Consider the following 25,896-nt stretch of genomic DNA (forward strand, 5'->3'; position numbering starts at 1 on the left):
GTGCGGAAGGGGGCGTGAGCCCGTACAGCGGACGTTCAGCGTTCGTTGATCGGAGATCACCAAGCTGAACCGCATGTTGCACCGTGTGACTTCAGAGCATGCAGAAAACGCCCGTGAACTGCAAGAGCAGCAGGCGTCGCGGATCGCCCTCACCTGGACCGGAGAGCCCGGCCGGATGGAGGAGATGACGCACGGTGTACTCATCGAGCAGGCGGAGCGGGCCGCCGCCGCGCTCCGCCGGTACGGGGTGCGGGCCGGCGACCGGGTCGCGGTGCATCTGCCGCTGGTGCCCGAATCGGTGATCGCCACGATCGCCTGCGGGCGGCTGGACGCGATCCGCAGCTCGCTGCCGGTCTCCCTGACCGTGCCCGAACTGGCCGCCCGCTTACGGGAGTCGGGGGCCCGGGTGCTGATCACCGCGGACGCGGCGTTCTGGGACGGGGCGGTACGGCCGGTGAAGGCGCTGCTCGACCACGCCCTGGCGCGGGGCGCGGGCCCGGACCCCGTGGAGCGGCGGACGGTGCTGGTGGTGAACCGGTGCGCGCGGCCGGTCTCCTGGACGCCGGGCCGCGACCGCTGGTGGCACGAGGCCCTCGACGAGGTCTGAGCGGCGGGCGCGGGCGGCAGGCACGGGCGGCCGGCGCGGGGGCGGGCGCCAGGAGCGGGGAGCCGGTGCGGGCGGCGGGCACCAGGAGCCGGCACCGGCGGCGATGGCCGGCGGCGTCGGCCGGTTCTCATGTTTTCTCGCGTTAACAGGCTAATTAGGTGCCGAAGGTCCCGGGTATTTCGGTGACCTCGGTCGCCCCTGCGGGCGGCCAACGGCTCTAACGCGCTTCTTCTCGGCGGAGCACCGTGGAAAGGCACAGGTCTCTCAGCCGAATTAGGGGAAGCACCATGAGTCCCGCAGTGAAGGGGTCGCCGTCACAGGCGGCCGGTCCGGTTTCGCCGGAGGAGTTCGACCCAGGTCAGTACCGGCCGGGCCGTACGATCACCGACTGGCAGCCGGAGAACGAGCTGTTCTGGAAGTCGGTCGGCAAGAAGGTCGCCAACCGCAATCTGTGGATCGCCGTTCCCGCGCTGCTGGTGGCGTTCGTGGTCTGGCAGGTGTGGAGCGTCACCGCCACCAACCTCAAGGACGTCGGCTTCGGCTTCAGCACCTCGCAGCTGTTCTGGCTGACCGCCATCCCCGGACTCACCGGTGGCACCGCCCGGATCTTCTACACCTTCCTGGGCCCCATCGTCGGCCAGCGCCGCTTCACCGCGCTGTCCACGGTCGTCCTGATCGTGCCGCTGATCTGGCTCGGCTTCGCGGTGCAGAACCCCGACACCCCGTATGTCGTGATGGCGGCCATCGCCGCGCTGTGCGGTATCGGCGGCGCCAACTTCGCCTCCTCGCTGGCCAACATCGGCTTCTTCTTCCCGAAGCGGGAGAAGGGCAACGCCACCGGCATCAACGGCGGTCTGGGCAACCTCGGTGTCTCCGTCGTCCAACTGGTCACCCCGATCGTCATCACCAGCTCGGTGCTGGCGCTTGGCTCCGCCCAGCACAAGGCCGACGGCACGTCCGTCTGGCTCCAGAACGCGGCGTTCCTGTGGGTGCCGGTCCTGGTGGCGCTGGCGGTGGTCGCCTGGTTCGGGCAGAACGACCTGAAGGTCGCGTCCACCCCGTTCAGCAAGCAGAAGGTCATCTTCCGGCGTAAGCACAACTGGCTGATGACCTGGCTCTACGTCGGCACCTTCGGCTCGTTCATCGGTTTCGCGGCCGCGCTGCCGATGCTGATCAAGACGACGTTCACCCCGATCGACGCGGCGTACTCGGCGGCGACCTACGCCTGGATGGGTCCGGCGGTCGGCGCGCTGGCCCGCTGGGCCGGCGGCTGGCTCGCGGACAAGATCGGCGGGGCCCGGGTCACCATCCTGTCCTTCGTGGGCATGGCGGTCTCGATCGTCGGCGTCATCAACTTCCTGCCGTCCGGCGGCGACAACGGTTCGTTCTGGGGCTTCTTCGGCTGCTTCCTGAGCGCGTTCCTCTTCTCCGGTATCGGCAACGGGTCGACGTTCCGGCAGATCCCGGTGATCTTCCGGGACCAGCATCTGAAGGGCCAGGCGGAGGGCACCCCCGCCTACGCCGCGGCGCTCAAGCAGGCCGAGATGGAGGCGGGCGCGGTCACCGGCTTCACCTCCGCCATCGCGGCCTACGGCTTCTTCTTCATCCCGGCGCTGTTCGCCTCGATCTCGGTGACGAGCGCGATGTGGGGCTTCGTCGCCTTCTACGTCAGCTGCATCGGGGTGGCGTGGTGGTTCTACGCGCGCAAGGGCGCGGAGGCGCCCAGCTGACGGCGGCGGGCCCGCTCGGCCGACGCACACGTCCGCCTCCTGCCGGCGGCGGGGCGACCGGATTCGATCCGGTCGCCCCGCCGTCTTGCGCGCGGGGGTCCTCGTGAGGTTCACGTGGTTTCTTCGCGGTTTTGCGCGACCTTTTGGAAAATTCTTGTGAATGCGTTCACAAGTGAACCAGGGTCGAAAGTCCCTCACGAAAGTACAGGTCAGGGCGGGTGTCAAGGAGGGGCCGCGGACAAGGTCGGGACTTTCGGACTCTTTTCGGGGACCAATGCCGAGCCGTCCGATCGATCAAATGGAGTCCAATAGAAGAGACGAAGGCACAGCGATTCGGAAGGTGTGCATCATGACCGCAACACCCGCGGAGAAGACGACGAGCGGCGAAGCCTGGGACGGTTTCAAGGGCGGCCTCTGGCGGGATGCCGTCGACGTCCGTGACTTCGTCCAGCAGAACTACACCCCCTACGAGGGCGACAGCGCCTTCCTCGCGGGACCGACGGAGCGCACCACCGCGGTGTGGAACAAGCTCCTCGGCATGTTCCCGCAGGAGCTGGCCGAAGGCGTCCACGACGTCGATGTGCACACCCCCTCGCGCATCGACGCGTTCGAGCCGGGCTACATCGACAAGGACCTCGACCTCATCGTCGGCCTCCAGACCGACGCCCCCCTCAAGCGCGCCATCATGCCCAACGGCGGCTGGCGGATGGTCGAAGGCGCCCTCAACGCCTACGGCTACGAGGCCGACCCGCAGGTCCGGGAGATCTACACCCACCTGCGCAAGACCCACAACGAAGGCGTCTTCGACGCCTACACCCCCGAGATCCGCGCCTGCCGCTCCTCCGGCATCATCACCGGCCTCCCGGACGCCTACGGCCGCGGCCGGATCATCGGCGACTACCGCCGCATCGCCCTCTACGGCGTGGACCGCCTCATCGAGGAGAAGAAGGCCGACAAGGCCGACGCCGACGCGCAGTGGCCGACCGAAGAGGCCATCCGCGAACGCGAGGAGACCGCCGAGCAGATCAAGGCGCTCGGCGAGCTCAAGGCGATGGCCGCCCGCTACGGCTTCGACATCGCGCGCCCCGCCGCCACCGGCCGCGAGGCCGTCCAGTGGCTCTACTTCGGCTACCTCGCCGCCGTCAAGGAGCAGAACGGCGCGGCCATGTCCATCGGCCGCATCGACAACTTCCTCGACATCTACCTCCAGCGCGACATCGACGCCGGCCGCCTCACCGAGGCGCAGGCCCAGGAGTACATCGACGACTTCGTCATCAAGCTCCGCATCGTCCGCTTCCTGCGCACCCCCGAGTACAACGAGCTCTACTCCGGCGACCCCACCTGGGTCACCTGGTCGATGGCCGGTATCGGCGAGGACGGCCGCCCGCTGGTCTCCCGTACGACCTTCCGCGCCCTGCAGACCCTCTACAACCTCGGCCCGGCCCCCGAGCCCAACCTCACCGTCTTCTGGTCCCCGCAACTCCCGCAGGGCTTCAAGGACTTCGCCGCCAAGGTCGCCATCGACACCTCGGCCATCCAGTTCGAGTCCGACGAGCTGATGCGCCCCAAGTACGGCGACGACACCGCCATCGCCTGCTGCGTCTCCGCGATGGCCGTCGGAAAGCAGATGCAGTTCTTCGGCGCCCGGGTCAACGTCGCCAAGGCACTGCTCTACGCGATCAACGGCGGCCGGGACGAGAAGACCGGCAAGACCGTGGTGCAGGGCTTCACGCCCATCGAGGGCGAGTACCTCGACTACGACACCGTCGCGCCGCAGTACGACGCGATGCTGGAGTGGCTGGCCAAGACGTACGTCCACGCGCTCAACGTCATCCACTACATGCACGACAAGTACGCCTACGAGCGCATCGAGATGGCACTGCACGACCGCGCCATCCTGCGCACCATGGCCTGCGGTATCGCCGGGCTCTCGGTCGCGGCGGACTCCCTGTCGGCCATCAAGCACGCCCGGGTGAAGGTGATCCGCGACGAGACCGGCCTGGCCACCGACTACGAGATCGAGGGCGAGTACCCGGCGTACGGCAACAACGACGAACGGGCCGACGACATCGCCCGCTCGCTGGTGCACGAGTTCATGCAGAAGGTGCGCAAGCACCCGACGTACCGCGACGCACTGCACACCCAGTCCGTGCTGACCATCACCTCGAACGTCGTCTACGGCAAGAAGACCGGCAACACCCCCGACGGGCGGCGCGCCGGCACCCCCTTCGCGCCCGGCGCCAACCCGATGAACGGCCGCGACGAGCACGGCTACATCGCCTCGGCGATGTCGGTCGCCAAGCTGCCGTACGACGACGCCGAGGACGGCATCTCGCTGACCAACACCATCACCCCCGACGCGCTCGGCCGCACCCCCCAGGAGCGGGTCGACAACCTCGCCGGAGTGCTGGACGGCTTCATGGCCAGCGACGGCTTCCACATGAACGTCAACGTGCTCGACAAGGCGACCCTCCAGGACGCCATGGAGCACCCGGAGAACTACCCGCAGCTGACCATCCGGGTCTCCGGATACGCGGTCAACTTCGTGCGGCTGACCCGCGAGCAGCAGCTCGATGTCATCAACCGCACCTTCCACGGGTCGCTCTGACCCGTACCCCACGGGCCGGCCGCTCCGGCCGGCCCACCGAGCCCGCGGCGCCGGTGCCGGGCCCTCACCCCGGCACCGGCGCCGCGTATCCCACAGCTCCACATCCACCCAGCTCTCAGGAGGTCCTGCCATGGCCGTCTTGCTCGGCTCCGACATACCCGTAGGCGCACCCGTCGCCTGGGATCCGACGAATGAGCCGGTCACCCCCGCGGCGGCCGTCCAGCACCGCCCCATCTCCGGCTCCGTGCACTCCTGGGACCTGTCCACCGGCGTCGACGGCCCCGGTACGCGCTTTGTGACCTTCCTGGCCGGCTGCCCGCTCGCCTGCCTGTACTGCCACAACCCCGACACCTGGAAGATGCGCAACGGCAAGCGCACCTCCGCCGACGAAGTGGTGGCCGAGGCCGCCAAGTACCGCACCTTCATCCGGGCCGCGGGCGGCGGCGCCACCATCAGCGGCGGCGAGGCGCTGCTCCAGCCGGTCTTCGCGGGGGAACTCCTGCACCGCTTCCGGCACGAACTCGGCCTGCACACCGCCCTGGACACCTCCGGCTTCCTCGGCGCCCGCGCCACCGACGCGATGCTGCGCGATGTGGATCTGGTCCTGCTGGACATCAAGTCCTGGGACCGCGCCCTCTACCAGCGGCTCACCGGCCGGCAGCTGCGGCCCACCCTGGACTTCGCGCACCGCCTCGCCGATCTCGGCACCGAGGTCTGGATCCGCTTCGTCCTCGTCCCCGGCCTCACCGACGCCCCGGGCAACATCGAGGGCATCGCCGCCTTCGCCGCCTCCCTCGGCAATGTCTCCCGGGTGGACGTCCTGCCGTTCCACAAGCTGGGCGAGTCCAAATGGGACCGCCTCGGCATGGACTTCACCCTCCGCGACACCCCGTCGCCGAGCCCGCAGCAGCTGGCCGCGGCCCGTGAGGTGTTCGCGGGTCATGGGCTGATGGCGGTCTGACGGCGGTCTGATGGCGGTCTGAAGGGGGCGACGGGGGCTGGACGGGCCGATGGCGGGCCGAACGGGCTGACGGCTCTCCGGCCCCGGCTCTCCGGGGCCTGGCCTCCGGGCCCCGGACCCGGCTCCCCGGCCTCCGGTCGTGGCGGGGCGGCCGGGGCCCGACAGGGGGCCGCCGCCCGTCACCCGCACAGACGCGCCCCTGCCACGTACGCCCCACCGCCTATGCCCCCACCCCGTACGCCCCACCGGTACGTACGCGCCCCGGCCCTCACCCACTAGGCCGACAAAACGGGCGATAACTCGCACAAGCCCCTACCGTGGGCCCCGTGCCACAGCCATCAGCCGCCCCACCCGCCCCGGCGCCCGCTCCGGAAGCAGCGGCGCCACCCCGGCCGAGGCCACCAGCCGTCCGCGCGACGCTGGTGGCCTCGGCCGTCGCCCTCCTCCTGATCGCCGCCATCGTCCTCGGCAGCCGCCTGCTGCGGAACTTCGACTCCGCGCTGCTCCCCTACGCCGTGGCCACCGTCTTCCTCGCCTTCGGCGTCGCCTACCGCTACACCGTCTGGATCAGCGCACCGCCCGCCCGCCGGCTCTTCCGGCAGGGCTGGCGCAGCTTCTTCTCCCCGGAGAACTTCCGCACGGCGCCCACCGCCCTGCCCCGCATGATCGCCACCTACCTCGGCTTCCAGAAATTCCTCGGCGCCCGCTCCCACGCCCGCTGGGCCGCCCACCAACTCCTCTTCTGGGGCTGCCTCCTGGCCGCCGTGATCACCTTCCCGCTCACCTGGGGATGGTTCACCTTCACCTCTGGCACCGGCTCCGGGCCCGGCTACGAGATGCGGATCTGGGGCTTCAAGGTCATCGGCTTCGACTCCGCGAGCGTCCTCGGCTGGGCCATGTTCCACGGCCTCGATCTCGCCGCCGTCCTCGTCATCGCCGGCGCCGGCTACTTCCTCTGGCGCCGTATGCGCGACCGCGCCGCCACCACCGGACAGCGCTTCGGCTACGACCTCATCCCGCTGCTCGCCCTCATCGTCGTCTCCGTCACCGGACTCCTGCTGACCTTCTCCGAGGTCTTCCTGCACGGCGGCGGCTATGCGTTCCTCGCCATCCTGCACATGGCGTCGGTGGTCTTCACCCTCATCTACATCCCGTTCGGAAAGTTCTTCCACATCGTGCAGCGGCCCGCCGCCGTCGGAATGCAGCTGTTCAAATACACCGCCCGGCAGAACGACAAGATCTTCACCTGCCGCCGCTGCGGCGAACCCGTCGACACCGCCCCCTATATCGAGGGTCTGCGCGGCACCATGCGCGAACTCCACCTGGAATTCGACGAATTCACCACCTACTGCCCGCGCTGCAAACGGATACTGCGCGGCGGTGCCTACCTCACCCACGTCAAACGGGGCTTCTCATAGGCCAAGGGCGCGTGACGCGACGCGCGACCGCCCGCGCTTCGTACCGCCGACGGTGCCGCACACCGCCACGAAGGGCCCGCACACCACCAGGGGAAGCAGGGGAAAAAGTCCAGTGACCATCCCGATCGACCCGACCATCGCCCCGCCCGGCACCCGCACCTTCCGTGACGCCGGCGGTATCCCCGCCGACAGCTGGCGCGCCGACCAGAGCGGCGAAACCCTCGTCCCCACCCACTGCTGCTTCTGCGGTGTGCAATGCGGAATGTACCTCCGCGTCAACAAGACCGGCCGGGTATTCGGCGTCGAACCCCGCAACCACGACATCAACCGCATGCGGCTCTGCCCCAAAGGCATCAACGCCTACCAGCAGGTCAACCACCCCGACCGGCTCACCGCGCCACTGATCCGCCGCAGCCGCGACGAACCCCTCCGGGAATGCTCCTGGGACGAAGCCCTCGACTTCACCGTCGCCGAGATCCGCCGCATCCAGGAATCCCACGGCGCGGACGCCTTCGGCATGCTCGGCGGCGCCTCCCTCTACACCGAGAAGACCTACCTCGTCGGCAAATTCGCCCGGGTCGCGCTGAAGACCAGACATGTCGACTACAACGGCCGGCTGTGCATGGTCAGCGCCGCCGGCGCCAACAAACTCGCCTTCGGCATCGACCGGGCCGGCAACCCCTTCTCCGACATCCTGCTCAGCGACTGCGTCCTCCTCGCCGGCGCCAACGTCGGCGAATGCTTCCCGGTCATGACCCAGTACCTCTGGGGCGCCCGCGACCGCGGCGCCCGGCTCATCGTCGTCGACCCCCGCGAAACCGCCGTCGCCCGCACCGCCGACCTGCACGTTCCGATCAAACCCGGCACCGACTCGGCCTTCTTCAACGCCGTCCTGCACGTCATCATCCGCGAGGGCCTCACCGACGAGACCTACCTCGCCCGCCACGCCACCGGCTGGGACGACGTCAAAGCCACCGTGCAGGACTACCCGCCGGAGCGCGCCGCCGGCATCTGCGGCGTCCGCGTCGAGCAGATCGAACAGGTCGCCCGCTGGTTCGCCGGGGCCGAACGCGCCATGGCCTGGCACGCCCGCGGTGTCGAGCACCACAGCCAGGGCGTCGAGAACTGCCTCTCGATCATCAATATGTGCGTCGCCACCGGACACATCGGCCGCCCCGGCGCCGGCTACGGCACCATCACCGGCCAGGGCAACGGACAGGGCGGCCGCGAACACGGCCAGAAATCCGATCTGCTGCCCGGCGGCCGCTCCATCACCAACCCCGAACACCGCCGGCAGATCTGCGCCATCTGGGGCATCGAGGAATCCGAACTCCCGCCCGCCGGCACCTCGATGATGGAAATGGTTCACCAGATGCGGCGCCAGGAAATCCGCGGCCTCCTCGGCGTCTGCAACAACCCCTTCGTCTCCCTCCCCAACTACCACGTGGTCAAAGAGGGATACGACACCCTCGAATTCCACGTCCAGCTCGACTTCTTCCTCTCCGAAACCGCCGAACGGGCCGACGTCGTCCTCCCGGTCACCGTCTGGGCCGAGGACGAAGGCGTCATGGCCAACGCCGAAGCCCGCGTCGTCAAACACAACAGAGCCCAGGACCCGCCACCCGGCGTACGCACCGACACCTGGGTCCTGTGCGAACTCGCCCGCCGCCTGGGCGCCGGCGACAAATTCGCCTTCACCGGCTCCCGCGACGTATTCGAAGAACTCCGCACCGCCTCCGCGGGCACCGTCAACGACTACTACGGCATCACCTACGAACGCCTCGAAGAGACCGGCGGTATCTCCTGGCCCTGCCCCACCACCAAACACCCCGGCACACCACGGCTCTTCGAAGACGGCCGGACCTACCACCCGGACGGGAAAATTCACCTCCAGACCGTCGAATGGCACCCGCCCATCGACCCCTACAGCGACGAATTCCCGCTCTCCCTCACCACCGGCCGCACCGTCGCCCAGTACCTCTCCGGCAACCAGACCCGCCGCCTGGGCGCCCTCGTCGAACAGGCCCCGCGCCCCTGGGTCGAGGTGCACCCCTCACACGGCTTCCGCAACGGCGACCCGGTACGCGTCGTCACCCGCCGCGGCAGCGCCGTCTACCCCGCCCTCGTCCTGGAGGCCATCCGCCCCGACACCGTCTTCGTCCCCTACCACTGGCCCTATCCCACCGCCGCCAACGCCCTCACCATCGACGCCCTCGACCCCCGCTCCAAGATCCCCGAGTACAAGGTCTGCGCCGCCCGCATCGAGGCCGCCGCCGCCCTCGACGAGGTCCCCGCACCACCCACCGGGCCCGGCCACGAGGCGTACCCCGAAACCCAGGTTTCCCGCACCGACCCCCTGCCGCCGACCGCACCCCAGGGCCGCGGCACCGCAGAGAGGGGCTGACCGCCGCCATGATGGGCAAAACGATCTTCATCGACCCGGGGCGCTGCATCGGCTGCCAGGCATGCGTGTCGGCCTGCCGCGAATGCGATTCGCACCGCGGCAAATCCATGATCCACCTCGACTACCCCGACGAGGGCGGCTCCGTCGCCTCCCTCCCCACCGTCTGCATGCACTGCTCGGACCCGGTCGCCCCCTGCGCCGAGGTCTGCCCCGCCGAAGCGATCCTCGTCACCCCGGACGGCGTGGTGCAACAGGCCGACACCACCCGCTGCATCGGCTGCGCCAACTGCGTCAACGCCTGCCCCTTCGGTGTACCGAAGATCGACCTGGCGGCGAAACTCCAGCTCAAGTGCAACCTCTGCTACGACCGCACCGCCTACGGCCTGGCCCCGATGTGCGCCACCGTCTGCCCGACCGGCGCCCTCTTCTACGGCACCCTCGAAGAGCTCCAGGCCGAACGCCCCGGCGTCGAGGTCGCCGACTCGTTCGTCTTCGGCGAGTCCGTCGTCCACACCGGCGTCGCGATGGTCGTCCCCGCCGACAAGGTCCAGTGGCCGGTACCGGGCGGACTCCCGGTCGTCGAGGTCAACGGCCGCGACACACGGCCACCGCGGGGCGACGCCGGACAGCCGGCGGGCGGGACGGGCGCCCGATGAGTACGAAGCGGCCACCGGCCGCGTACGGAGCCGATGCGCGACGGCCGGTGAGCGCGACGCGGCCACCGCGCACGGAGGGCGCCGGGGGTGTGTACGTGCCGAAGCCGATGGCGGAAGTGAATGGGCTGTCGCAGTCGCAGTCGCAGCCGCAGCCGATGGCGAAAGCGAAAGCGCAGACACAGACGGAAGCGCGGTCGCAGCCGAAGGTGGAAGCACAGTCGCAGTCGCAGACGCGGGTGACGGGAGCTGATATCCGATGAGTACGACGCAGCAGCCACCGGCCGGGAACGGGAACCCGGAGCGGCCGGAACACGGCTCCGACCAGCCCTCGGAGCAGCCCCGCGGCGGCCTCTCCGCCCAGGACGAAGCCGCCCTCCGGGACCGCATCAGCGCCGACTCGCTCACCACCCGGCGCGACTACCTGCGCATCGTCGTCACCGTCTCGGGCGGCCTCGCCATCGGCGGGCTGGGCGTCGCCGGGGGAGTGCTGCACCGCCACGGCGACGGAGGCGGCGAGGCCAAACGCATCGCCGACCGCCTCCCCGCCGGTGAATCCCTCGCCTTCCGCTACCCCGGAGACGAGGACCGGGCGGTCGCGATCCGCCTCGCCGACGGCTCCCTCGTCGGCTACTCCGCCATCTGCACCCACCTCGCCTGCGCCGTCCTGTGGCGCAAGGACCGCGGCGAGGAAGGCGAGCTGTACTGCCCCTGCCACGAGGGCGTCTTCGACCCCCGCAGCGGCGATGTCACGGCCGGTCCGCCACCCCGTGCGCTGCCCAAGGTCGTGCTCTACGAGCGCGCGGACGGCAGCATCTGGGCCATCGGCACGGCCCGCTCCGGCGAATCCATCGACCAGGGGCTGTGCCGCGAACTCAAGCAGAACAACCCGGAGCTGGCCTCCCGGGTCGGCTGCCCCGGTACCGGGCACAGCCGCCCGAACGCGACCGGCGACCACTCGGGCAGCACCGAAAACCACGCCGAGGCCCGTACCCGGACCTCTGCCCGGACCGCTGCCGAGGCCCGTACCCGGACCCCAGCCCGGACCGCTGACGAGACCCGCGTCCGGAGCCGTACCCGGACCGGTGCTCAGACCCGTGTCCAGGCCGGTGCCCACTCCTCCACGGGGGCCGAGGCCGACGCCCGCCCCGCCGCTGACGCCCGAGGGAGCGAACGGCCATGACCGACTTTCCGCCACCCCCGCCTCCGAGCCTCGGATCGCGCCGGCTCCGGCCGCCGCGACCTCGCCCGCACCGGCGCCGGCCCCGCCCGCCGCACGTCCGGCGCCCCGGTCCGCCGCCGCCCTGGTCTTCGACGACCCGCTGAACCAGCAGTCCTCGGACGACACCGACCACGGCTGGGGTGAACACCCCAGGGGCGCCGCCGACAGCGCCGCCGATCTGGCCCGCTTCCTCGACGAAAAGCCGCCCCACCACCTCTGAGCGAGGCGATGGGGCGGCGGATGCCGGCCGGAAGCGCCTGCGTTACTGCTGCGTCTTCTGAGCGATGACCGTCGCGGAGGACGCGGACGGTGTGGCGGCGGAGCCGTTGCGCTGGGCGATCAGCGCATCGCGGATCTCGACGAGGAGTTCGACCTCGGTCGGGGCCGCCGGAGTCTCGTCCACCGGGTTTTTGGCCGCCTGACGGGCCTTCCACTTGTTCATCGGAAGGATCATGAGGAAGTAGACGACCGCGGCGGTGATCAGGAACGTCAGGGCGGCGCTGAGCACCGAGCCCCACAGGATGTAGATACCGTCGGTGAATTCGCCGGTCTTCTTGTCGACGTGGCAGGTGGTGAGACATGCCTTGTAATTGTCGAGGTTCTGCGAGCCGAACGCGCCGATGATCGGGTTGATGACGCCCTTGACCACGGCGTTCACGATATTCGTGAAGGCTGCACCAACGACGACCGCGACCGCGAGCTCGATCACGTTTCCGCGCATCAGGAACTCCTTGAATCCCTGAAGTACGCCCTTGTTCTCGCTCACCTGACAGCCTCTTTCCACACTTACTACGGACGGTGCGCCAACAATCGGCACCGCAATTTACGGCAGGGCGGGCCAGGAGTGTCCAATCGCGCGACACGAACCAGCGATCGACCAGAGCGTCAGTACGGATCGGCCCGATCTGCCGGATCCGGTTGATCATCCTGATCGGACGGATCGGCCTGATCGGACGAGTCAGCCCGGTCCGGCGGAACAGCCCGACCCGGCGGATCGGACGGACCGTTCGGAACCGGCAGACCGTTCGGACCCGGTGGAGCAGCCCGCTCGGGCCGACCGGTGAGCCGGCGCCGGAGCCACCGACGGTGTGGGGGATGACGCTGGAGGTGTAGGCGTTGGGTGCCTGTCCCATGGGGCGCACGGCGCATGCCTGGCCACCCGCAGCAGTTTCGCGTGCCATGGGGGCGGATGCCACTCGATCTTGGGTCATGGCTACCGCCCGCCGAGCGGCGTCGTGGCCGGGCAGCCGGACCCCGGTGACGTCCGTACGGCACCGTTCGACACCCCGGTGGCCAGTGCTGCGGCCGTCATCGCCAGACCGGCGGCCAGCATGCGCCGCCGTGGCGGGCGCCGCCAACGGTGCCGTCCGCCGCCCGCTCGCAGTGGTGCGAAGTGCGGTACTTCACATCGAGGGGGAGTGGGGAGAGGGGGCGGCGGAGTGGGTTCGGGGCCGGTGGAGGGAGGACGACGCGGCATGTGATCACCACCTGCGGTGAGGAGTTCGGACCCGGCGATCACCACCGTGCCGCAATCCGCCGCGGCCCGCTCCGGCCTGTGCACGACCCCGCACCTGTGGACAACCCGGTCACCCATACAACCCGACCACCGGCACAGGCCGCCCACCCGTACAACCCGCCCGCCCGCACAGGCCGGCCACCCACCCACGCAGGCCACCCACCCCGTACAGGCCGCCCACCCCACACCGAAGACACATGCCGTCAGAGCAGCGCAGTCAGGCCCGGTCAGGGCAGGCCGGGCAGGCGCCTCAGGGCAGTTGGATGCCCAGGTCCCAGCCCTCGTGCACGCTGCCGCACGGGCAGTCGCGCGCCTCGCTGCCGGGGAGCGCGGCCACCGCGTCGAACAGCACCTCGCGCAGCCGGCCGACGTTCTGGCCGAAGACCTCCAGCACCTCGTCGTGGGAGACGCCCTCGCCCGTCTCGGTGCCCGCGTCCAGGTCGGTGACCAGCGTCAACGACGTGTAACACAGGCCCAGTTCCCGTGCGAGTACGGCCTCGGGGTGGCCGGTCATGCCGACCACCGACCAGCCCTGCGCGGCGTGCCAGCGCGACTCGGCGCGGGTCGAGAAGCGGGGCCCCTCGATGACCACCAGAGTGCCGCCGTCGACCGGTTCCCAGTCGCGGCCGCGGGCCGCCGCCAGCGCGGCCGCGCGCCCCGCGGGGCAGTACGGGTCGGCGAAGGACAGGTGGACGACGTTCGGGATGCTGCCGTCGGCCAGTGGCAGACCGTCGAAATAGGTCTGCGCACGGGCCTTCGTACGGTCCACGAGCTGGTCCGGTACGAGCAGCGTCCCCGGGCCGTACTCGGGGCGCAGACCGCCCACCGCGCACGGACCCAGTACCTGGCGCACGCCGACCGAACGCAACGCCCACAGGTTGGCGCGGTAGTTGATGCGGTGCGGCGGGAGGTGGTGCTCGCGGCCGTGCCGCGGCAGGAAGGCGACCTGGCGGCCCGCCACCTCGCCCAGGAACAGGGAGTCACTGGGGCTCCCATAGGGGGTGTCCACCGTGATCTCGGTCACGCCGTCGAGGAAGGAATAGAACCCCGACCCGCCGATAACACCAATCTCCGCGTCAGCCATGCCGGTCACACTATCGGGACACGACGGCGCCGGGCGCCCCGTGCTCGCATCGGGTCCGGTCGCGAGGGGGGACGGCCACCGCAGGGCCGGCCGCCACGGGAACGGCCACGACGAGAACAGGGCCGTTCCCCGGGGGGAAACGCAGCGGACCCCGCCGTCGGTGACGGCGGGGTCCGAAGAGGTGCGGGTCAGGCGGCCGAGCTGCCGCTCTTGGCGCCCGAGGCGGCCGACGAGCTGGAAGCGGACGAGGCCGACGAGTCAGAGGACTTCGACGAGGACGACGGCTTCGTGTCGGAGCCGCCGTTCGACGAGGAGCTCGACGAGGAGTCGGAGGAACCCGTGGAGGCGGCGGCCTTGGCGGGGCTGCTGCTGGACGACGAGCCGCGGCTGTCGTTGCGGTAGAAACCCGAGCCCTTGAAGACGATGCCGACCGCGGAGAACACCTTCTTGAGGCGTCCGTCACAGCTGGGGCATACCGTGAGCGCGTCATCGGTGAACTTCTGCACGGCCTCAAGGCCCTCGCCGCATGCGGTGCACTGGTACTGGTAGGTCGGCACTTGACTTCCTCCTGGCACTCTCACTCGTTGAGTGCTAACGACGCTCCATAGTGCAGTATTCCGGCCCGTCAGTCCACCGAGACCGGCGCACGGTGACCGACCCCACGCTCCGCCGCGTCCTGGTGCGGCCCCGGTCCCCGGCCGTCGGAGTCGGCCTCCGGGGCCGCGGGGCGCGGCAGCAGGTGGGCGCGGAGCGCGAGCAGCAGGACGAGCGCCAGCGCCGTACCGGCCAGCGGCACCAGGAATCCGGAGCTCGCCCCGAGCCGGTCCGCCAGCTGGCCGGCCGCCGTCGCCGCGGCGGCCTGGCCCAGCGCGACCGCGCCGGTCAGCCAGGTGAAGGCTTCGGTGCGGGCGGAGGCCGGCACCAGCGTCTCGACCAGTGTGTAACCGGTGATCAGCGCGGGGGCGATGCACAGGCCGACGACCAGGCCGACGGCGCCGAGCAGCGGCACCGCGGTGATCAGCCACAGCGGGGCGGTGGCCAGCGTCAGCAGCCCGTAGGCGACCAGCAGCCGGCGCCGCGGGCCGACCTTCCAGGCGATGGCGCCGCAGGCGATGCCCGCCAGCATGTTGCCCGCCGCGAAGATCCCGTAGAGCACGCCGTTGATGCCGGGCCTGCCGATGTCCTGGGTGAAGGCCGTCAGCGAGACCTGCATCCCGCCGAAGACCAGGCCGATGCCCAGGAACGCCACGATCAGGACGCGTACGCCGGGTACCGACAGGGCCGAGACGCGCGGGCGGTCGCCGCTCCCGGTCCGGTGCGCCGGCGGCTGGCTGCGCCGCTGCGCGGCGAAGAGCAGGCCGCCGGCCAGTGTCAGGGCGGCCTCGGCGATCAGGCCGGCCGCCGGGTGGACGCCGGTGCACAGCGCGGTCGCCAGCACCGGGCCGACGACGAAGGTGAACTCATCGGTCACCGACTCGAAGGCGGCGGCCGTCGGCATCAGCGGCGTGCCGCCCAGCCGGGCGGCCCAGCGGGCCCGCACCATGGGGCCGACCTGCGGCGTCGAGGCGCCGGTGGGGACGGCCACCGCGAGCAGCGCCCACAGGGGCGCGTGCGAGAGGGCCAGTGTGATCAGCGCCGTGACGCCCGCGACGTGCAGCAGCACGCCGGGGAGCAGCACCGCGCGCTGGCCGAAGCGGTCCGCGAGTTTGCCGCCCTGCGGGGCGAACAGCGCCATCGAGACACCGGTCGCGGCCGACACCACACCCGCGGTGCCGAACGAGCCGGTGGTGCTCTTGACGAGCAGCACGATGCCGATCGTGAGCATCGCGAAAGGCTGCCGGGCCAGAAAGCCGGGCAGCAGAAATGTCCATGCACCGGGGGTGCGCAGCAGTTGTCCGTAACCAGGACGCGAGTCCTTGACCGCGGATACCACGGCCGGGCCTTTCTGCCACCTGGTAGCGCGCCGCCGCGAGGGTGTCACGGGTAACGCGCCGAGAGCTGTCCTCTCGCGCAGGACCGAGTGATACCGCGTGGTCCGCACCGGGGAAAGTGGCTGCACAAGGCAGGAGGACCGCGGCCGCCGAGCGGTCGCGCCAGCTCTGCATCAGGCAGAGTCGGTTAGTTGAATTACCGCTTCATACTACAGGCCGTGCGGTCGTGCGGCCCGGTCCCGGACCTGGCTGCACGACCGCACGGCCCGCGGGCTCAGCGGGACCCGGAGCCCTTGGGGCGCCGCTCCTCCCGGGTCCGGGAGCGGCCGGATGCGCCCGGTTTGCCGGGCCCGCCCGCCGCCGCTCCGGCCGTCCCCAGCCAGCCGGCCAGTTTGCCGCCCTGGGAGACCGCCTGCAGCCGGTTCTCGGCCGCGTCGCGCACCGGGTCCGTGGCCACCACCAGCAGTTCGTCGCCGCGCCGCAGCACGGTCGTGGGCGACGGGACGAAGCTCGTACCGTCCCGTACGACCAGGGTGACGGCCGCGCCCGCGGGCATCCGCAGTTCGCCGACCTCCACACCGTGCATCCGGGACGTCGGGCCTATCGAGGTGGACAGCAGATGGCCGCGCAGCCGCTCCAGCGGCGCCGACTCGATGCCCAGGTCCGCCGCCTCCTCGGTGTCGCCCAGCCGCAGCCGCCGGGCCAGCCAGGGCAGCGTCGGTCCCTGGATGAGGGTGTAGACGACGACCAGGACGAAGACGATGTTGAAGACCGTCTCGCTGCCGGGGACGTCGTTGACCATCGGGATGGTGGCCAGCACGATCGGCACCGCGCCGCGCAGCCCGGCCCAGGACAGCAGGGTCTTCTCCTGCCAGGGCACCCGGAACGGCAGCAGCCCCACGAACACCGACAGCGGCCGGGCCACGGCGGTCAGGATCAGGCCGATGAGCAGCGCCGGAATGACGTCGTCGAGCAGGTTGTGCGGGGTGACGAGCAGACCGAGCAGGACGAACATGCCTATCTGGCCGATCCAGCCGAGCCCCTCGGCGAAGCCGCGGGTGGCCGCGGAGTGCGGCAGTTTGGCGTTGCCGAGGATCACCGCGGCCAGATAGACGGCGAGGAAGCCGGAGCCGTGCGCCAGTGCACCGGCCGCGTAGGCGGAGACCGCGATGGCCATCACGGCGATCGGGTAGAGACCGGACGCGGGCAGCGCCACGTGCCGCATGGCATACGAGCCGAGCCAGCCGATCGCCAGCCCGATGGCGGCGCCGATGGCCAGCTCCAGGGCGATCTCGCCGATCAGGACGTACCAGTGCTCCGCGGGGCCCGCCGTGGAGAACGCCACGACGAGGATCACCACGGGGGCGTCGTTGAAGCCGGATTCGGCTTCCAGGATTCCCGTCAGGCGGGCGGGCAGCGGCACGCTGCGCAGGACGGAGAAGACCGCCGCGGCGTCCGTGGAGGAGACCACGGCGCCGATCAGCAGCGCCTGCCGCCACTCCAGCCCGGCCAGATAGTGCGCGCCGGCCGCGGTGACCCCCACGCTCACCGCGACGCCGAGCGTCGACAGCAGTGCCGCCCGGGGCAGTGCCGGTCTGATCTCTTTCCACTTGGTGCCGAGGCCGCCCTCGGCCAGGATCACGACCAGCGCCGTGTAGCCGAGGAGTTGGGTGAGTGCGGCGTTGTCGAAGAAGACACCGCCGAGGCCGTCCTGCCCTATGGCGACGCCTATCCCCAGATAGATGAGCAAGCTGGGGAGCCCGCTGCGCGAGGAGAGCCGTACCGCGGCGACCGCTATGAGCAGGACGAGCGAGCCGAGCAGCAGGAGTTCATTGAGGTGGTCGACAGACAGGAGCTGGATCCTTCCTCGCACGGTTCCGGGGCGGGTATTCCTTACCGTATCTAGTTACTGAGACTAACAATTTACCATTGCTTGAAAGTTGGATGTGCTCGCGGTGGCTCCGCGTGGGGGTCACCGAATCCGTGCGCCTATGGTTGCTCCAGCACTCCCACCCTGCCCCTCGAAGGACAGAGATGCCCGCCAACAAGTCCGGCCCAGCCCCCAAAAAGAAGAAGGGGCGGCGTGGCCGCCTCGTCCTGCTCACGGTCGTGGTTCTGCTCGTGGCGGGCATCGGCTCCGGCGCGTACTGGGGCGTCGGCACCGTCCGCGCCTCGCTGCCGCAGACCACCGGCTCCCTCAAGCTCCCCGGTCTGACCGGCCCCGTCGATGTCACGCGCGACGCCAGCGGCATCCCGCAGATCTACGCCGACACCGACGAGGACCTCTTCCGCGCGCAGGGGTTCGTCCAGGCCCAGGACCGCTTCTGGGAGATGGACGTGCGCCGCCACATGACGTCCGGCCGGCTCTCGGAGATGTTCGGCAAGAGCCAGGTCAAGACCGACGAGTTCCTGCGCACCCTCGGCTGGCACCAGGTGGCGCAGAAGGAGTACGACACCAAGCTGTCGCCGAACACCAAGAAGTACCTCCAGTCCTACGCCGACGGCGTCAACGCCTACCTCAAGGACCATCAGGGCGCGGCGCTCTCCCTGGAGTACGCGGCCCTCGGCTTCCAGAACGACTACGCGCCCGAGAAGTGGACGCCGGTCGACTCGGTCGCCTGGCTCAAGGCGATGGCCTGGGACCTGCGCGGCAACATGCAGGAGGAGATCGACCGCTCCCTGCTCACCAGCCGCTTCACGCCCGCCCAGATCGACCAGCTCTACCCGAAGTACCCGTACAAGCGGAACAAGACGATCGTCGCGGGCGGCACGGTCAGCTCCCTCACCAAGGAGTTCAAGCCGAAGGACTCGGACACCGACGGCCAGAGCAGCACCGGCACCCAGTCCGGCAACGGAACCCAGAACAGCACCGGAACCCAGAACAGCACCGGAACCCAGAACAGCACCGGAACCCAGACCGGCAACGGAACCCAGACCGGCACCGCCAACAACACCGGCCAGGGCTTCCAGACGCAGCTCTCCTCGCTGTCCAAGACCCTGGAAGAGATCCCGGCGCTGCTCGGCCCCAACGGCAACGGCATCGGCTCCAACTCCTGGGTCGTCTCCGGTGCGCACACCACCACCGGCAAGCCGCTGCTGGCCAACGACCCGCACCTCGCACCGCAGATGCCCTCGCTCTGGTACCAGATGGGCCTGCACTGCCGGACCGTCGGCGCCAAGTGCGGCTACGACGTCGCCGGCTACACCTTCTCCGGTATGCCCGGCGTCATCATCGGCCACAACCAGGACATCTCCTGGGGCATGACCAACCTCGGCGCGGACGTCTCCGACCTCTACCTGGAGAAGATCAACGCCGACGGGTACCTCTACGACGGCAAGCAGAAGCCCTTCACGACCCGCAAGGAGACCATCAAGGTCGCCGGCGGCGAGAGCCACGAGATCACCGTCCGCGCCACCGTGAACGGGCCGATCGTCTCCGACCGCGACGGCGAACTGTCCGCCGTCGGCAAGAACGCACCGGTCGGCAACGCCGCACCGGACCGCGGCGAGGGCTACGCCGTATCGCTGCGCTGGACCGCGCTGAACCCCGGCAAGTCCATGGACGCCGTCTTCGAGCTCAACCGCGCCAAGGACTGGACGGGCTTCCGCAAGGCCGCCGCGCACTTCGAGGTCCCGTCCCAGAACCTGATCTACGCCGACACCAAGGGCAACATCGGCTACCAGGCGCCCGGCCAGATCCCGATCCGCGGCAAGGGCGACGGCCACTTCGACGGCAGCTACCCGGCGCCCGGCTGGGACTCGAAGTACAAGTGGACCGGTTACATCCCGCAGGAGTCCCTGCCGTACGAGTACAACCCCGAGCGCGGCTTCATCGTCACCGCCAACCAGGCCGTCATCGACGAGGACAAGTACCCCTACGTCCTCACCACGGACTGGGGCTACGGCTCCCGCAGCCAGCGGATCAACGACCTCATCGAGTCGAAGATCAAGGACGGCGGCAAGGTCTCGACGGACGATATGCAGACCTTCCAGAAGGACAACAGCAGCGAGATCGCCCGGCTGCTCACGCCCTATCTGACGAAGATCGACATCAAGGACCCGTACGTCCGCCCCGCGCAGCAGCTGCTGGAGGGCTGGGACTTCACCCAGGAGCCCGACTCCGCCGCGGCCGCCTACTTCAACGCGGTCTGGCGCAACACCCTCAAGCTCGCCTTCGGCAACAAGATGCCCAAGGAACTGCGCGTCAAGGGCCAGTGCCTCAACGTCCGCCCGGCCAGCGAGACCGGCCCCGCCGACGACCGCGAGAAGCTGGTACGCGAATGCGGCGAGCGGGCCGCCGACCAGGCGCAGCCCGACGGCGGTGACCGCTGGTACGAGGTCGTCCGCAACATCCTGGACGACCCGGGCAACGACTGGTGGAAGACCGAGGACCGGCCCGGCCACCCCGGCGACAAGAACCGTGACCAGCTCCTCGCGCACGCCATGAAGGACGCCCGCTACGAGCTGACCTCCAAGCTCGGCAAGAACATCGACAACTGGAACTGGGGCCGGCTCCACCAGATGTTCCTGAAGAACCAGACCCTCGGCAAGGAAGGCCCCGCCATCCTCCAGGGCCTGTTCAACCGCGGCCCCTGGAACGTCGGCGGCGGCGAGGCCGCGGTCAACGCCACCGGCTGGAACGCCGCGGGCGGCTACCAGGTCACCTGGGTCCCGTCGATGCGGATGGTCGTCAACCTCGCCGACCTCGACAAGTCCCGCTGGATCAACCTCACCGGCGCCTCCGGGCACGCCTACAGCGCCCACTACTACGACCAGACCGACAAGTGGGCCAAGGGCGAACTGCTGCCCTGGGCGTTCGGCGAAAAGGCCGTCAAGGCCGCCGCGAAGGACACCCTGACACTGACCCCGTAGGGGCGCGGCCCCCGCGCCGCCACCTCGACCGCCCCGGGCGGGCCGGACTCCCTCCGGCCCGCCCGGCGGCGTTCAGCGGCCCCCGGGCCCGCCCGCCCGCGCGAACCGGTGCACCCCCGACGGCGTCACCGCCGCGTGCACCAGCCGGTCGTGCGGTTCGGCCGGTACGTGCGCCAGCACCTCCGTGTCGTACAGCAGCACCACCAGCGCCGGATCCGCCCCGGCCCGCGCCAGCCGCGCCAGCACCCGGTCGTACGAACCGCCGCCGCGCCCCAGCCGCCGCCCCCGGCCGTCCACCGCGAGACCGGGCAGCAGCACCACATCGGCCCCGGTCACGGCCTCCGGGCCCAGCCGCGGCCCGTCCGGCTCCAGCAGCCCGCGGCCCGCCGGCACCAGATGCCCGGCGCCCTCGTACCCCGCCCAGTCCAGATCGTTGTCCGGCAGCAGAACGGGCAGCAGCACCCGCACCCCGGCCGCCCGCAGCGCGTCCAGCAGATCCCGGGTGGGAGGCTCGTGCCCGACCGAGACATACGCGGCGACCGTCCGCGGGGCGGGCGGCACACCGGACGCCGCGCGCCCGGCATCCGTACCCGCCCCGCCCGGCGTCCGCAGCTCGTCCAACTCCCGCGCCCGCCGGGCCAGCGCGGCCCCCGACGCCGCGACGGCATCCGCCGGCAACGCCCTCCTCACCTCCAGGAGCCCGCGTCGCAACCTGCGCTTCTCCTCATGGTCCGTGCTCACGTGCGCCTCTCCTCCCGCTCTGCCGCTCCGTCGACCGGGCACCCGTCATCCTGGCGAACGGGCCGGTTATCGTGGCGCGCATGACTCCATCGCACCCACGGATCAGCAAGGCTGTCATCCCGGCAGCCGGCCTCGGCACCCGGTTTCTGCCCGCCACCAAGGCCACGCCCAAGGAGATGCTCCCGGTCGTCGACAAGCCGGCCATCCAGTACGTGGTGGAGGAGGCCGTCGCCGCCGGGCTCTCCGACGTCCTGATGGTGACCGGCCGTAACAAACGCCCCCTGGAGGACCACTTCGACCGCAACTACGAGCTCGAAGAGGCGCTGCACCGCAAGGGCGACGAGTCCCGGCTGGCCAAGGTCCAGGAGTCCAGCGACCTGGCGACCATGCACTACGTCCGCCAGGGCAACCCCAAGGGCCTGGGCCACGCCGTGCTGTGCGCCGCCCCGCACGTCGGCGACCAGCCCTTCGCCGTCCTCCTCGGCGACGACCTCATCGACCCCCGCGACCCCCTGCTGCGGCGCATGATAGAGGTCCAGGAGGAGCACGGCGGCTCGGTCATCGCGCTGATGGAGGTCGATCCGGCGCAGATCCATCTCTACGGCTGCGCGGCCGTCACCCCCACCGGCGAGGACGACGTGGTCCGGGTCGCCGGCCTGGTGGAGAAGCCCACCCCCGACGAGGCCCCCAGCAACCTCGCCATCATCGGCCGCTACGTCCTGAACTCGTCCGTCTTCGAGGTGCTGCGCAAGACCGCCCCGGGCCGCGGCGGCGAGATCCAGCTGACCGACGCCCTGCAGATACTGGCCGCGGAACCGGCGATCGGCGGGCCGGTGCACGGCGTCGTCTTCAAGGGCCGCCGCTATGACACCGGCGACCGCGGTGACTACCTCCGCGCCATTGTCAGACTGGCATGCGAACGTGAGGACCTGGGCCCGGACTTCCGGGCCTGGCTGCGCAGTTATGTCACCGAGGAGATGTAGACGTTGAACGGCACCACTGGCCAGAGCAGCCACCGGGACCGTGTCTGGTCGGTGGCCGAGCACCTCGACGACGTCCTGTCGAAGATCCACCCGCTGGAGCCCATCGAGCTGCAACTCCTCGACGCCCAGGGCTGTGTGCTCGTCGAGGACGTCACCGTCCCCCTCGCCCTGCCGCCCTTCGACAACAGCTCCATGGACGGCTACGCCGTGCGGGTCGCCGATGTCGCGGGCGCCACACCGGAGTTCCCCGCCGCCCTCACCGTCATCGGCGATGTCGCGGCGGGCAGCGGCGAGGCGCCGGCCGTCGGCCCCGGCGAGGCCGCCCGCATCATGACCGGCGCCCCGGTACCGCCCGGCGCCGACGCCGTCGTCCCCGTCGAGTGGACCGACGGCGGCAGCGGCCAGGGCCCGGCCGCCGCGATGCGCGCGCACAGCGCCGCGCCCCAGGACGCCGCGGGCGAGGTCCGCGTCCACCGCCCCGCCACCGCGGGCGCGCACATCCGCACCCGGGGCAGCGACGTCTCGGCGGGCGAGTCGGCCCTGCGGGCGGGCACGGTGCTCGGCCCGCCGCAGATCGGCCTGCTCGCCGCCATCGGCCGCGGCTCGGTCCGGGTCCACCCGCGCCCGCGGGTCGTCGTCGTGTCGACCGGCAGCGAACTGGTCCAGCCCGGCGAGGCGTTGGGCCCCGGACAGATCTACGACTCCAACAGCTTCCAGCTCACCGCCGCCGCCCGGGACGCCGGCGCCATCGCCTACCGCGTCGGCGCCGTCGCCGACGACGCCGAGACGCTGCGCGCCACCCTGGAGGACCAGCTCATCCGGGCCGACATCCTCGTCACCAGCGGCGGCGTCAGCGTCGGCGCGTACGACGTCGTCAAGGAAACCCTCACCGACCTCTCCGCCGAAGAGGGCAGCGTCGAGTTCCGCAAGCTCGCCATGCAGCCCGGCAAACCCCAGGGCTTCGGTCTCATCGGCCCCGACCGCACCCCGCTGCTCGCCCTGCCCGGCAACCCCGTCAGCTCCTACATCTCCTTCGAACTGTTCGTACGCCCCGCCATCCGCACCCTGATGGGGCTGCCCGACGTGCACCGCGAGACCCTCCGGGCCGAGTGCACCGAGGCCGTCACCGCCTCGCCCGCGGGCCGCCGGCAGTTCCTGCGCGGCTCCTACGACCCCGAGGCCGGCTCCGTCACCCCCGTCGGCGGCGCGAGCTCCCACCTCATCAAGGCCCTCGCCCGCGCCAACGCCCTGATCATCGTCCCCGAGGACACCACCGAGGTCGCCGCGGGCAGCACCGTGGACGTCGTCCCGCTCGGCTAGGGGCGCCGTCCACGGCCCGGCCCCCCGCCCTCCGGACGCCGCCGCCGGGGACGGCACCCCTGGTGCCCGGAGGCGGCGGGTACGGTGGCGTCCCACAGGAGGCACGGTCCGGACCGGGAGAACGATGAGCAGCGGCCAGCAACACCTCACCCATCTCGACGCGGCGGGCGCCGCCCGGATGGTCGACGTCTCCGCGAAGGACGTCACCGCCCGCACCGCCCGCGCCCGGGGCCGCGTCCAGGTCTCGCCGCGGGTCGTCGAACTCCTGCGGGGCGAGGGCGTTCCCAAGGGCGACGCCCTCGCCACCGCCCGGATCGCCGGCATCATGGGCGCCAAGCGCACCCCCGAACTGATCCCCCTGTGCCATCCGCTGGCCGTCTCCGGCGTGACCGTCGACCTCTCCGTCACCGACGACGCGGTCGAGATCGCGGCCACGGTCAAGACCACCGACCGCACCGGCGTCGAGATGGAGGCGCTGACCGCCGTCTCGGTCGCCGCCCTGACCCTCATCGACATGATCAAGGCCGTCGACAAGGCCGCGGTCATCACCGATGTCCGCGTCGAGGAGAAGACCGGCGGCGCGTCCGGCGACTGGACCCGGCCGTGACCGGCCCCCGCGCCCTGGTCGTCACCGCCTCCAACCGCGCCGCCGCCGGCGTCTACGCCGACCGGGGTGGCCCGCTGCTCGCCGAGGGCCTGACCGCCATGGGCTTCACGGTCGACGGACCGCAAGTCGTCCCGGACGGCGACCCCGTCGGGGCCGCCCTGCGCGCCGCCGTCGCCGCCGGCTACGACGTCGTCCTGACCACCGGCGGCACCGGCATCTCGCCCACCGACCGCACCCCCGACGTCACCCGCCGGCTCCTGGACTACGAGGTCCCCGGCATCCCCGAGGCGATCCGCGCGGCCGGCCGGGCGAAGCTCCCCGCCGCGGCGCTCTCCCGCGGCCTGGCCGGCGTCGCCGGCACGACCTTGATCATCAACCTCCCGGGCTCGGCCGGCGGCGTACGCGACGGCCTCGCCGTCCTCGCCGGTCTGCTGCCGCACGCCGTCGACCAGCTCCGCGGCGGCGACCACCCCGGACCGGCCGGGAGCCCGAGCTGAACGCGATCTGGCCGGTGGCCCTGACGGACCAGGACACCACCCTCCGGCCGATAAAGCTGCGTGACCAGCGGCTCTGGCGCGAGGTCAACCGCCGCAACCGCGACTGGCTGCGCCCCTGGGAGGCGACCATCCCGCCGCCCCCGCCGGGCGTCCCCGCACCGCACCGGCCCACGTACCGCCAGATGGTCCGCCATCTGCGGGCCGAGGCGCACGCCGGCCGGATGCTGCCGTTCGTCATCGACTACCGCGGCCGGCTCGCCGGACAGCTGACGGTCGCCGGCATCACCTGGGGATCGATGTGCTCGGGCCATATCGGCTACTGGGTCGACCAGGAAGTGGCCGGCCGTGGCGTGATGCCGACGGCCGTGGCGCTCGCCGTCGACCACTGCTTCCGCTCCATGGGACTGCACCGCATCGAGGTCTGCATTCGGCCGGAGAACGGCCCCAGCCGCCGCGTCGTGGAGAAACTCGGTTTTCGCGAGGAGGGCCTGCGGCCGCGCTATCTGCACATCGACGGCGCCTGGCGTGACCACGCGGTATTCGCGCTGACCGCGGAAGAGGTGCCCGAAGGGCTGCTCGCCCGCTGGCACCACAGCGCATCCCACAAATGAAATGCGTGTTCGAAATTGTCCACCGAATGACCACATTTGCGGGCTGCTGATCTCAACAATCACAAAAAAAGTTCGAGATATCAGCCAGATCGTGCGACACACCGGCCCAATTGGCGGATGGCCCCACGCAA

At 70.7% G+C, this 25,896-nt stretch carries 20 protein-coding genes; 14 read left to right on the forward strand and 6 right to left on the reverse strand.

Annotated features, from left to right (window positions below; all coding sequences use genetic code 11):
• Positions 1-85 precede the first annotated feature (85 nt).
• The 8 genes from IH09_RS16100 to IH09_RS37285 all read left to right on the forward strand — a co-directional run bounded on the left by IH09_RS16100 (position 86) and on the right by IH09_RS37285 (position 11,564).
• A complete protein-coding gene (locus IH09_RS16100; RefSeq protein ID WP_318279471.1) occupies positions 86-607 on the forward strand; it encodes an AMP-binding protein in 522 nt (173 codons plus the stop codon).
• A gap of 287 nt (positions 608-894) precedes the next feature.
• Complete coding sequence (locus IH09_RS16105; RefSeq protein WP_110952344.1) at positions 895-2,337, forward strand: NarK family nitrate/nitrite MFS transporter; 1,443 nt, start codon at positions 895-897, stop codon at positions 2,335-2,337.
• A gap of 349 nt (positions 2,338-2,686) precedes the next feature.
• Positions 2,687-4,945, forward strand: coding sequence for a formate C-acetyltransferase (gene pflB, locus IH09_RS16110; protein WP_052856960.1), 2,259 nt, complete (start codon positions 2,687-2,689; stop codon positions 4,943-4,945).
• Positions 4,946-5,075: 130 nt separating this feature from the next.
• Complete coding sequence (gene pflA / locus IH09_RS16115; protein ID WP_094794174.1) at positions 5,076-5,906, forward strand: pyruvate formate-lyase-activating protein; 831 nt, start codon at positions 5,076-5,078, stop codon at positions 5,904-5,906.
• Positions 5,907-6,232: 326 nt separating this feature from the next.
• Positions 6,233-7,324, forward strand: a complete 1,092-nt coding sequence (locus IH09_RS16120) for a hypothetical protein (RefSeq protein ID WP_052856961.1) — start codon at positions 6,233-6,235, stop codon at positions 7,322-7,324.
• Between the two features lie 118 nt (positions 7,325-7,442).
• Positions 7,443-9,728, forward strand: a complete 2,286-nt coding sequence (locus IH09_RS16125) for a molybdopterin-dependent oxidoreductase (protein ID WP_110952366.1) — start codon at positions 7,443-7,445, stop codon at positions 9,726-9,728.
• An 8-nt stretch (positions 9,729-9,736) separates the two neighbouring features.
• Positions 9,737-10,384 (forward strand): 4Fe-4S dicluster domain-containing protein, encoded by a 648-nt coding sequence (locus IH09_RS16130; protein WP_052856963.1) that lies wholly within the window; start codon positions 9,737-9,739, stop codon positions 10,382-10,384.
• Between the two features lie 256 nt (positions 10,385-10,640).
• Positions 10,641-11,564, forward strand: coding sequence for a QcrA and Rieske domain-containing protein (locus IH09_RS37285; protein WP_110952345.1), 924 nt, complete (start codon positions 10,641-10,643; stop codon positions 11,562-11,564).
• A 301-nt stretch (positions 11,565-11,865) separates the two neighbouring features.
• Here the strand turns inward: IH09_RS37285 and mscL are convergent, their stop codons facing one another.
• The 5 genes from mscL to IH09_RS16170 all read right to left on the reverse strand — a co-directional run bounded on the left by mscL (position 11,866) and on the right by IH09_RS16170 (position 17,986).
• The gene (mscL, locus tag IH09_RS16145; RefSeq protein WP_052856964.1) at positions 11,866-12,369 is read right to left on the reverse strand and encodes a large conductance mechanosensitive channel protein MscL; all 504 of its coding nucleotides are present in this window, start codon (positions 12,367-12,369) and stop codon (positions 11,866-11,868) included.
• Positions 12,370-13,369: 1,000 nt separating this feature from the next.
• Positions 13,370-14,203 carry an S-methyl-5'-thioadenosine phosphorylase gene (locus IH09_RS16155; RefSeq protein ID WP_052856966.1) on the reverse strand — a complete coding sequence of 278 codons (834 nt, stop codon included), beginning with the start codon at positions 14,201-14,203 and terminating at the stop codon, positions 13,370-13,372.
• A 188-nt stretch (positions 14,204-14,391) separates the two neighbouring features.
• Complete coding sequence (locus IH09_RS37295; protein ID WP_094794184.1) at positions 14,392-14,760, reverse strand: FmdB family zinc ribbon protein; 369 nt, start codon at positions 14,758-14,760, stop codon at positions 14,392-14,394.
• Positions 14,761-14,828: 68 nt separating this feature from the next.
• On the reverse strand, positions 14,829-16,136 hold the full coding sequence (locus IH09_RS16165; RefSeq protein ID WP_052856968.1) for an MFS transporter: 1,308 nt from the start codon (positions 16,134-16,136) through the stop codon (positions 14,829-14,831).
• A 272-nt stretch (positions 16,137-16,408) separates the two neighbouring features.
• Positions 16,409-17,986, reverse strand: a complete 1,578-nt coding sequence (locus IH09_RS16170; RefSeq protein WP_052857126.1) for a potassium/proton antiporter — start codon at positions 17,984-17,986, stop codon at positions 16,409-16,411.
• Between the two features lie 182 nt (positions 17,987-18,168).
• Here IH09_RS16170 and IH09_RS16175 point away from each other — a divergent pair, with 182 nt between their 5' ends.
• A complete protein-coding gene (locus IH09_RS16175) occupies positions 18,169-21,006 on the forward strand; it encodes a penicillin acylase family protein (protein WP_052856969.1) in 2,838 nt (945 codons plus the stop codon).
• A 72-nt stretch (positions 21,007-21,078) separates the two neighbouring features.
• Here IH09_RS16175 and IH09_RS16180 read toward each other — a convergent pair whose 3' ends face one another.
• Positions 21,079-21,747: a 5-formyltetrahydrofolate cyclo-ligase gene (locus IH09_RS16180; protein WP_110952347.1), complete on the reverse strand. Its 669-nt coding sequence runs from the start codon at positions 21,745-21,747 to the stop codon at positions 21,079-21,081.
• 80 nt (positions 21,748-21,827) lie between these two features.
• On the opposite strand from IH09_RS16180, the gene galU reads away from it, so the two are divergent.
• The 5 genes from galU (at position 21,828) to IH09_RS16205 (ending at position 25,765) form a co-directional block, all read left to right on the forward strand.
• Positions 21,828-22,730, forward strand: coding sequence for a UTP--glucose-1-phosphate uridylyltransferase GalU (gene galU, locus IH09_RS16185; RefSeq protein WP_052856971.1), 903 nt, complete (start codon positions 21,828-21,830; stop codon positions 22,728-22,730).
• A 3-nt stretch (positions 22,731-22,733) separates the two neighbouring features.
• Positions 22,734-24,050 carry a molybdotransferase-like divisome protein Glp gene (gene glp, locus IH09_RS16190; RefSeq protein ID WP_052856972.1) on the forward strand — a complete coding sequence of 439 codons (1,317 nt, stop codon included), beginning with the start codon at positions 22,734-22,736 and terminating at the stop codon, positions 24,048-24,050.
• A 124-nt stretch (positions 24,051-24,174) separates the two neighbouring features.
• Entirely contained in the window at positions 24,175-24,657 is a 483-nt protein-coding gene (moaC, locus tag IH09_RS16195; protein ID WP_052856973.1) for a cyclic pyranopterin monophosphate synthase MoaC, read from the forward strand.
• Complete coding sequence (locus IH09_RS16200; RefSeq protein ID WP_052856974.1) at positions 24,654-25,154, forward strand: MogA/MoaB family molybdenum cofactor biosynthesis protein; 501 nt, start codon at positions 24,654-24,656, stop codon at positions 25,152-25,154. The genes moaC and IH09_RS16200 overlap by 4 nt, the downstream gene beginning before the upstream one ends.
• 14 nt (positions 25,155-25,168) lie before the next feature.
• Positions 25,169-25,765: a GNAT family N-acetyltransferase gene (locus tag IH09_RS16205; RefSeq protein WP_052856975.1), complete on the forward strand. Its 597-nt coding sequence runs from the start codon at positions 25,169-25,171 to the stop codon at positions 25,763-25,765.
• Positions 25,766-25,896 lie beyond the last annotated feature (131 nt).

It is taken from the genome of Streptomyces celluloflavus (assembly GCA_000720995.1).
Lineage (GTDB): Bacteria > Actinomycetota > Actinomycetes > Streptomycetales > Streptomycetaceae > Streptomyces > Streptomyces celluloflavus.